Raw genomic sequence first — 5,094 nt, 5'->3', positions numbered from 1 at the left:
ATTTTTTGTGATCGCCACCCAAAACCCCGTGGAATATCAGGGCACATTTCCGCTGCCCGAGGCCCAGATGGATCGCTTTATGGTGTCTCTGAGTTTGGGGTATCCTGACGAAGATGAAGAACTCCAGATGCTGCAGCGTCTTCAGGGGGGTAAAACTTTGGATGACCTGCGCCCCTGCTTCTCGCTGGCGGAGATTGAGGAGTTGCGATCGCTCTGTCAGCAAGTGCGAGTAGAGCTGCCGTTGCAGAAGTATATTTTGGAACTCGTCCGGGCCACGCGCCAAGATGAAGAAATTCGTCTTGGGGTGAGCCCCCGTGGTAGTGTGGCGCTCCATCGGACGGCGCAGACCCTAGCCTATTTGGATGGACGAGACTACGCTACCCCTGATGATGTGAAGCTTTTGGCTCCCTACGTGCTAGCCCATCGCCTGATCCCCACCAGTGGTCGTCATGCCAAGGCCATTATTCAGCGGTTAGTCGAAACGGTTGCGATTCCATAGCCGGATAAACGGTTAATGCGGAGAAAATGTCAAGCTTGTATGTGCTGAATATTTCTCAGTAAGTTGGCTGTGCTGGGGAACAGATTCCGTTTTTTCCAAGAGGCTCAAGGGTAGGTGTGTTGTAGACAATCAGAGCAATCTTTTATCGCTCAGGACTGCATCTACCTCATGCTTTATCGACCTAATCGCCGCCGTCTTGCTCAGACCGGTCGGCCATCATCACGACTGTCTACCAACCAAGGCTTTACCCTGTTAGAAATCATGGTGATTCTACTTGTCATGGGCTTGGTGTCCGCGATCGCTCTCCCCAGTTGGGTAGCCTTTCAGCAAAATCTAGTGCTCGCCAAGTCTCAGGATCAAGCGTTTTTGATGATGCGCCAAGCTCAGCAGGAAGCCACGCGCAACCGAGGACGCTGGCAGGCTAGTTTTCGTGAAGTGAATGGTACCGTGCAAGCAGCGGTGCATCCCATTCGCACCTTGCCAGCTCAAGCCCAGTGGCAGCCCCTGTCATCTCAAGTGGCGATCGACCCCACCCGCACCACTCTGCTGCGCAGCCAAGGGGTCTACCGGGTGCAGTTTAACCACAAAGGGAATGTAAATGGACAATTGGGACGTCTAACCCTGATGCGTCAGGATGGTAGTCGCATGAGGCGCTGTGTGGTGGTGTCTACCTTGCTGGGGGTGCTGCGCAAAAATATTGAACGGTCTAGCCGCGATCGCTCCTGCTCCCCTGCCCGTCTCTTGTCTTAGGAACGAATGTGTTCTAGATTACTCCCGGGTGGCTCCCCTAGGACGATTTTGGGACTGCCACACGGTTTTCAACAGAGGGCGATCGCTTCTTCCATAATCAAGGCAGTGATCGCCTGTCCCATCCCATCTGGGCGGAGTTGAGCCCATCGTCTCAAGGTAGACATTTGGGATTGCGGCAAATCTTCACTCCCTAAAGCCCCGTGATAATATCTGAGGGAAGCATCGATACAATCAGCGGTCATTCATACGTAAGGTCAATGCCAGTCCATACCATGGAGTGGCGGCTTGCCTCGGGCTCTGGTCATCCTCCTTGACCCTCTGCCCACACCCGAAACCCCATCGTAAGACTCTAGACTTACTCCTTGTTGTGAGCTGCCCCTGACTTGTGCGATCGCCCTTGACCCCAATGCCCTAGGAGAAGACAGGAGTGCAAGACCCTACAGCCAATGGCTCCCTTTGCTATGAATCCGCGTCGCCACAACGAGGGCAATCCGCTGAGCCCATCAGGGTTGGTGTGATCGGGGTTGGAAACATGGGGCAACACCACACCCGTGTGCTCAGCTTATTGAAAGATGTGAAGCTAGCGGGGATTTCAGACATTGATGTCGAGCGCGGCATTGATACTGCCAGTAAATACCGGGTACGTTTTTTTGAGCATTATCAAGACCTATTAGAACATGTGGATGCGGTTTGTATCGCCGTTCCCACCCGTTTACACCATGCAGTGGGCATGGCCTGCCTCCAAGCAGGGGTGCATGTGCTGATTGAAAAACCGATTGCCGCCAACATTGCTGAGGCCGAATCCTTAGTCAATGCAGCAGCAGCAGCCCGGGCAATCCTGCAAGTGGGACATATTGAACGGTTTAACCCTGCCTTTCAAGAACTCAGCAAGGTTCTAAAAACCGACAAAATTTTGGCGCTAGAAGCCCATCGCATGAGTCCCTATTCCCATCGAGCCAATGATGTCTCGGTGGTGCTCGATCTGATGATTCACGACATCGATCTCTTACTAGAACTAGCTGGGGCTCCGGTGGAAAAACTCACGGCAACCGGTAGCCGCACTACCAGCTCTCACCACTTGGACTATGTCACTGCCACCCTTGGCTTTGCCAATGGCGTCGTTGCCACCCTCACAGCCAGCAAAGTCACCCACCGCAAGATTCGTCAGATTGCCGCCCACTGCCAGCACTCCCTCACCGAGGCCGATTTTCTCAACAATGCCATCCTCATTCATCGGCAGACTACGGCTAATTGCTCCACGGACTACGGTCAGGTGCTTTATCGGCAAGATGGCTTAATTGAGAAAGTTCATACCAGCAATATAGAGCCGCTCCATGCCGAGCTAGAACATTTTGTCACCTGTGTGCGCGGCGGCGATCAGCCCTCGGTGGGTGGACAACAAGCTCTCAAAGCTCTTCGTCTTGCTAGCCTGATTGAGCAAATTGCTTCCGATGATCACCAAGCTTGGTACCAACTTAGTCCAGAATTGCTATACGTTTAGCTTGGATAGGGAAAAGCGTACCTGTAACGATCGCACGCATTTGGCTAACAACTGGATGAGATTTGGAAAATCAGTTTCGCGATTGCAGTCCAGTGAGTTATCATAGTCTTCCTAGGGCTGGGTTGCTCACTAGACTGAATGTCTGTCTTGGCCATGACCTTGTATGAAACGAATGCAAGGACGGCAAACCGTGGATGCACTGTTCAAGACTTTGACCCTATCGTTTACGGAGAAAAACACTGGGATAAAACTAGCATGGTCAATCAGAAAACACCAGATATCGGTTTTACACACGAAGATTTTGCGGCACTCCTTGATAAGTATGACTATCATTTCAGCCCCGGCGATATTGTGGCTGGAACGGTTTTCAGCCTAGAGCCAAGAGGTGCTCTGATTGACATTGGTGCTAAAACAGCGGCCTATATTCCGATTCAAGAGATGTCAATCAATCGTATTGAAACCCCTGAAGAGGTGTTGCAATCGAATGAAACTCGCGAATTCTTCATTTTGACGGATGAAAATGAAGATGGTCAGCTAACACTGTCGATCCGACGTATTGAATACATGCGAGCCTGGGAGCGGGTTCGTCAGCTTCAAGCGGAAGATGCCACAGTGCGCTCCAGTGTCTTTGCAACCAACCGAGGGGGTGCGCTGGTTCGCATCGAAGGTCTGCGCGGATTTATTCCAGGCTCTCACATCAGCACTCGTAAGCCGAAGGAAGATTTGGTGGCGGAAGAATTGCCGCTGAAGTTCTTAGAGGTTGATGAAGATCGTAACCGCCTTGTGCTGAGTCATCGTCGCGCCTTGGTTGAGCGCAAGATGAATCGCCTAGAGGTTGGTGAAGTTGTCATCGGTACAGTTCGTGGCTTGAAACCCTACGGAGCCTTTATCGACATTGGCGGTGTCAGCGGACTACTCCACATCTCTGAGATTTCCCACGATCACATCGATACTCCTCATAGTGTCTTTAATGTGAACGATGAAATTAAGGTCATGATTATTGACCTAGATGCTGAGCGCGGTCGGATTTCTCTGTCCACCAAGCAGCTTGAACCGGATCCCGGTGATATGGTGAAGAACCCATCTCTCGTCTATGACAAGGCTGAAGAGATGGCGGCTCGCTACCGGGAACAGGTGATGGGTCTGGGGCAACCTAGTGCAGAAGAACCTGTCGAGGAAGATGTGGATGCTGAACCTGCGGCTGTGGTAGAAGAAGAGCCTGCTCTTGCTGTTGAAGAATAAGCTGTAGCTAGAAGGGATGGCATCTAAGAGAGCGATCGCTCTTCCATCCTTGCTCGTCTATCTGCGACATGATTAATCTGAATACTCGGCTGATCGTCTCTTTGGAGTGGTCAGCCGGGTATTTTTTTGCGATCGCTGCTGCTAATCTCTGAGGATGCGATTCCAGTGTTCTTGCTGTAGCCATAGCCAGCTCGGGGTAGGGCATCGTAGAAACCTTGGAGCTGTTTGAAGGTTTACTTCTAGGATAGATTGCAACCAGACTGCCCAAACTTATTCTGGTTCATCCGTGAGGCGATCTAAAACTGATTGGGCAAAGAGGGCAGCTTGGGTGCGATCGCGGAGTTCTAGGCGTGACAGGATGTGGGTGACGTGATTTTTGACCGTCCCTTCTGAAATATAAAGCTGTTGAGCAATCTCTCGGTTGTTTGCACCTTGGGCAATTAGTCGCAACACATCCCGCTCTCGGTGGGTGAGATCTTGAAAACCTGGGGGTAAATCTGGGGTGGTGGATGTAGGATGCGCCAGATCGGCCATCATTTTTTGCAGAATGCCGGGACTAAACTGGCTATAGCCTTTATGGATAGCTCGAATGGCGATCGCCAACTCCTCCGATGGCGTGTCTTTCAGCAAATAGCCCACCGCTCCGTTTTGGATGGCTGCGGTGACATATTCATCGTTATCAAAGGTCGTCAAGACCAGAACTTTGGTTGTAGGGAGCTGGTGGTGGATCTGTGCTGTTGCTGCCACGCCATCCATCACGGGCATACGAATATCCATGAGCACCACATCCGGTTTTAGATGTAGGGCCTGCTGTACGGCTGCCTGCCCTGTTGAGGCTTCGCCCACAATGGTTAGATCGGGTTCTAGCTCCAGCAAGACCTTGAGTCCTTGGCGCAGTAAGGGTTGATCATCAGCTAAGAGAATGCAAATTTTGTTCATGGTGGATCTAAAGGGGTAGCAACGATTCTCACATGATCATCTTCCTCTAGCCTCTGAAGATTCTCCTTGCTCGGGTAGACCGTAGGGAATCTGAACGGTAATACAGCATCCTTGCTGAGGAGCACTGCTGATCTCAAATCTGCCGTCTAGGGCTAGGGATCGC

5 protein-coding genes are annotated in these 5,094 nt (G+C 51.6%); 4 read left to right on the top strand and 1 reads right to left on the bottom strand.

Annotated features, from left to right (window positions below):
* The 4 genes from V6D20_02465 to V6D20_02450 all read left to right on the top strand — a co-directional run.
* On the top strand, positions 1 to 499 hold a 499-nt coding region (locus tag V6D20_02465; protein HEY9814656.1), incomplete at its 5' end, for a MoxR family ATPase.
* Positions 500 to 667: 168 nt separating this feature from the next.
* Positions 668 to 1,249 (top strand): prepilin-type N-terminal cleavage/methylation domain-containing protein, encoded by a 582-nt coding sequence (locus tag V6D20_02460; GenBank protein ID HEY9814655.1) that lies wholly within the window; start codon positions 668 to 670, stop codon positions 1,247 to 1,249.
* A 427-nt stretch (positions 1,250 to 1,676) separates the two neighbouring features.
* Complete coding sequence (locus tag V6D20_02455; protein HEY9814654.1) at positions 1,677 to 2,750, top strand: Gfo/Idh/MocA family oxidoreductase; 1,074 nt, start codon at positions 1,677 to 1,679, stop codon at positions 2,748 to 2,750.
* Positions 2,751 to 3,005: 255 nt separating this feature from the next.
* A complete protein-coding gene (locus tag V6D20_02450; GenBank protein ID HEY9814653.1) occupies positions 3,006 to 3,992 on the top strand; it encodes a 30S ribosomal protein S1 in 987 nt (328 codons plus the stop codon).
* A 270-nt stretch (positions 3,993 to 4,262) separates the two neighbouring features.
* Here the strand turns inward: V6D20_02450 and V6D20_02445 are convergent, their stop codons facing one another.
* Positions 4,263 to 4,931: a response regulator transcription factor gene (locus V6D20_02445; GenBank protein ID HEY9814652.1), complete on the bottom strand. Its 669-nt coding sequence runs from the start codon at positions 4,929 to 4,931 to the stop codon at positions 4,263 to 4,265.
* Positions 4,932 to 5,094 lie beyond the last annotated feature (163 nt).

It is taken from the genome of Candidatus Obscuribacterales bacterium, from assembly GCA_036703605.1.
GTDB lineage: Bacteria > Cyanobacteriota > Cyanobacteriia > RECH01 > RECH01 > RECH01.
The sequence above is the reverse complement of the archived record's forward strand: the minus strand, read 5'-3'. Positions and strand labels throughout refer to the sequence as shown.

Bases quoted from the DNA above. Each gene is read 5' to 3' on its own strand.
- V6D20_02445 (HEY9814652.1), bottom strand. From the start codon at position 4,931: ATGAACAAAATTTGCATTCTCTTAGCTGATGATCAACCCTTACTGCGC.
- V6D20_02450 (HEY9814653.1), top strand. From the start codon at position 3,006: ATGGTCAATCAGAAAACACCAGATATCGGTTTTACACACGAAGATTTT.
- V6D20_02460 (HEY9814655.1), top strand. From the start codon at position 668: ATGCTTTATCGACCTAATCGCCGCCGTCTTGCTCAGACCGGTCGGCCA.